The organism is Candidatus Streptomyces philanthi, from assembly GCF_059553635.1.
Genome location: NZ_JCANQV010000414.1, coordinates 1 through 3,971, shown reverse-complemented (window position 1 = coordinate 3,971; position 3,971 = coordinate 1). Strand labels below are relative to the sequence as shown.

The following is a 3,971-nucleotide window of genomic DNA, read 5'->3' as shown; positions in this document are numbered from 1 at the left end:
CTCCGTGGCGGGCACGATCGGCAGCGCCGGCCAGGCCAACTACGCGGCGGGCAACGCCTTCCTGGACGCCCTGGCGCACCATCGCCGGGCTGCGGGCCTCCCGGCGGTCTCGTTGGCCTGGGGCCCGTGGTCCCAGGACGGCGGCATGACGGGGACGCTCACCGAGGCGGACCTCCAGCGCATGGCCCGTTCGGGGATGCCGCCGCTGTCCGTTGAGGAGGGCGTGGCCCTCTTCGACGCCGCCCTCGCGACCACGGAGGCCGCGACGCTCCCGGTCCGGCTGGACCTGGCGGCGCTGCGGCAGCAGGGCGACCCCCAGCCGCTGCTGCGCGGCCTGATCCGTACCCCGGGCCGGCGCACGGCGGCGGCCGCGGTGGACGGGGACACCGGCGCCGACTTCGTCCGGCGTCTGGCCGGGCTATCGGCGGCGGAGGGACGTGAGGTCGTCCTCGGTGCCGTACGCGGTGAGATCGCGGCGGTCCTCGGGCATGCCGGGGGCACGGAGATCGACGAGGACCGGGCCTTCCTGGACCTCGGTTTCGACTCGCTCACCGCGGTCGAGATCCGCAACCGGCTGAGCGCCCTCACCGGCATCCGCCTCCCCGCGACCCTGCTGTTCGACCACCCGACCCCGGCGGAACTGGTCGACCACCTGCACGCCCGGATCGCACCCGAGCCGTCCTCCGGCCCGGAGGCGCTCCTCGGCGAACTCGACAAGCTGGAGAAGACCTTCGGCGCACTCGATGTCACGGAGGAGGTCCACGAGAAGATCGCCGGCCGCCTGGAAGTCCTCAGGGCGAAGTGGAACGCCCTGCGGGACACGGCCCCGGCGGCCGGGCCCGAGGGCACCTCGTCCGACGAGGACTTCGACTTCGATTCCGCCTCCGACGAGGAGGTCTTCGACCTCTTGGACAACGAACTCGGCCTGTCCTGACGGAAGGAACCCCCCGGTGCGCCGCCGAACACTCGGCGGCGCACCGCGTCGGCCCGTCCCTGTACGGAGCACCGCGGACACACCACGCCCCCTTCCGCTCGTACACCGGAAGGGGGCGTGGTGTGTCACATCGACCGGCCGGGAGGCCGATCCGTCAGCCGGTGAGCAGCGTCTTCCGCAGCCGCTCCAGTCCCTGTTCGCTCAGGCCCAGTCCGTCCCGCAGATAGGCGGGGAACGTGCCGAAGCGGGCCTGGACCTCGTCGAAGGCCGCGTCGAGATAGGCGGTTCTGGCGTCCAGGAGCGGGGCGAGGCGGGCGATGGTCCCGGGGGTGCGGCGGGTGAGGGCGGCGGCGATGGGTGCGGCGAGGCGGTCGTTGGTGGCCAGGTAGTCCCGCAGGACGGTGCCGCGGTCGACGCCCAGGGCCGTGAGGAGGGCGGCGGTGGCCCAGGCCGTACCGTCCTTGCCGCCCTCGCAGTGGTAGGCCAGTGCGGAGGAACCGGGGTCGCCGGCGCGGCCGAAGAGGGCACGGTAGGAGTCGATCGCCGAGGGCCGGGAGACGAGCCACCGGTAGGTGCCGGTCATCATCTGCTCGGACGCCTCCGCCGTGGCGGGCAGCCCGCCACGGCCGGGGCGCGGCGCCCTGGCGCTCACACGGGGCAGGCGCGGGCCGAAGTCTGTACGGATGCCGAGGCGCCGGAGCTTGGCGAGATCGGCGTCGGTGAGCGCGTACGGGTCGCTGACGCGGTACAGGAGGCCCATCCGCACCCAGCGGCCGTCGGCGGTGCGGTGGCCGCCCACGTCGCGGACATCGGCGGCGCCCTCCAGGCGCAGGGAGCGGTCGGCGAGGGTGAGCGGGACGCCCTGGTCGGGGACGAGACGGAACCACCGGCGGTCGGCGGCGGGCAGCCCGCGCACGGTGACGGTGGCCTCGGCCCCGCCGTGCGCCACGGCCCTGTCCCCGACGTGGACGGCCACCGACTCGACGCCGGGCGCCTTCCAGGACACGGTGAACGCGCCGTCCTTCCGCCGGGTCACCGTGGCGTCGGTGAACGGAATCGCGCGTGCGGCACGCGGCGTCTGCGGCGCGTGCCGGCCCGCTCCGGTGGGCGCGCCGGCGGGTTCGGCGGAGGCGAGGGGCGCGATGACCCCCACTGCCGATACGGCGGCCACGAACGAGGTGGCGATGCGGCGGGCGGTCAGCACCGCCGCTGTGGAATGGGAGTTCATGGCGGGACCGTACGGCCCGAAATAGCCTGGAATCACCTAGAGTTGACGGGCCGCGGCGCCGGTCCTGAAGGGCAGCGCGCCGGGCCCGGCCGCTCGTCCGGCGACCGGGCCGCGCGCGCCGGGAACCCCGGCTCAGACGGGCGTCAACTCCCCGAGTCCATCAGCCGGAACAGTTCCTCGTCACTGGCCGACGCCAGGTCCAGGGCCTCGCCGCCACCGGCATCCGCACCCCCGCCCGACCCCGACGCCATCCCCGCGGCCACCGCCCTCAGCCGCGTCATCGCCTCCTCCGGGACCTCCGCGCCGGACGCGAGCAGCGACTCCAGTTCGGCGACGACGGCGGTCACCTCGCGGGCCGGGGCGGCCGCGCGGGCGAGGCGTTCGCGTACGAGACGGACGACGGCGTCCGGGGTGGGGTGGTCGTACACGAGAGTGGCGGGGAGCCGCATCTCGGTGGCCGCGATGAGACGGTTGCGCAGCTCAACGGCGTTCACGGAGTTGACGCCCAGCTCCTTGAACGTGCGGTGGCCCTCGTCGCCGGGTGTCTCCCGGCCGCCGAGCACGGCCGAGGTCTCGGCGAGGACCAGGGCCAGGAGGCACGCGTCCTGTGCGGCGTCGTCGAGACCGGACAGCCGGGCCGCCAGCCCCGGCGGCTCCTCGTCGTCGGCGGCCGCGCTCGCGAAGCCGCTGTCGGCGGCCGCGCCCACCGGGGACGGCGCCAGCCAGAACCGCCGCCGCTGGAACGCGTACGTCGGCAGGGCGGCGGGCCGGGCCCCGGGCAGCACCGCGTCCCAGTCGACGGAAGCGCCGTGGGCGTGGACCCGGGCGACCGAGGTGAGCAGGGCGTCCCGCTCCGGCACGCCGGGCCGCAGGGTCGGCATGACGGCGGCCTCGGGCCGCGGGCCGGCCGACTCCAGGCACTCGTCGATCATCGGGGTGAGCACCGGCTCGGCCCCCAGCTCCAGGAACCCGGTGACCCGCGCCTCCAGCAGCCGGCCGATCGCGTCCTTGAACCGTACGGCCCGCCGTACGTGCCGCACCCAGTGCTCCGGGTCGCGAGCCTCCTCGGCGGTCAGCGGGCGGCCGGTGAGCGTCGAGACGACGGGGACGGTGGGCGTCCCGTAGGACAGCGTCCGGACGACCTCGCGGAACTCGTCCAGCATGGGCTCCATCAGCGGCGAGTGGGCCGCGACGCTCGCCGTGATCCGCCGGGTCTTGTGACCGGCGGCGGCGAGCCGGTCGGTGAGCGCGGCGAGCGGGGCCTCGGCGCCGGAGAGGACGAGGGAGTGCGGACCGTTGACGGCGGCGATCGACACGGAGTCCGCCAACTCCGTGAGCCACGGCGTCACTTCGTCCTCGGTGATGCGCACCGCGACCATCGCGCCGCTGGGTCGCAGCGCGCCCATCAGCCTGCTCCGGGCCGCCATCAGGGTGCACGCGTCCCGGAGGCCGAGGACGCCCGTGACGTGGGCGGCGGAGATCTCGCCGACCGAATGCCCCACCAGATGGTCCGGGTCCACGCCCCAGGACTCGAACAGCCGGTACAGGGCGACATGGACGGCGAACAGGGCGGGCTGGGTGAAGGTGGTGTCGTCGAGGAGGTCCGCCTCCTCGGAGCCGGCGGGCGCCCACATCACCGGGGTCAGCGGCCGCTCCAGCAGCGGGTCCAGCGCGGCGCACACCTCGGCCAGCGCCCGGCGGAAGACCGGGAACGCCTCGGCCGCCTCACGCCCCATGCCGCCGCGCTGGCTGCCCTGCCCGGGGAAGACGAAGGCCAGCCCGCCCGGCGCCGCGTCGTGCGGGACGACC

3 protein-coding genes are annotated in these 3,971 nt (G+C 75.1%); 1 reads left to right on the top strand and 2 read right to left on the bottom strand.

Annotation, left to right across the window (positions count from 1 at the left end):
• Positions 1–934: acyl carrier protein (locus AC51EU_RS28065; RefSeq protein WP_496269895.1), on the top strand; the 934-nt coding region annotated here is incomplete at its 5' end.
• Positions 935–1,088: 154 nt separating this feature from the next.
• Here the strand turns inward: AC51EU_RS28065 and AC51EU_RS28060 are convergent.
• On the bottom strand, positions 1,089–2,162 hold the full coding sequence (locus AC51EU_RS28060; protein ID WP_496269894.1) for a tyrosine-protein phosphatase: 1,074 nt from the start codon (positions 2,160–2,162) through the stop codon (positions 1,089–1,091).
• Positions 2,163–2,305: 143 nt separating this feature from the next.
• Positions 2,306–3,971, bottom strand: a 1,666-nt coding sequence (locus AC51EU_RS28055; protein ID WP_496269893.1) for an acyltransferase domain-containing protein, incomplete at its 5' end; no start/stop codon positions are given.

What these genes read in the sequence shown, in the direction of transcription:
- AC51EU_RS28060 (WP_496269894.1), bottom strand. Translation starts at nt 2,162, where the DNA reads ATGAACTCCCATTCCACAGCGGCGGTGCTGACCGCCCGCCGCATCGCC.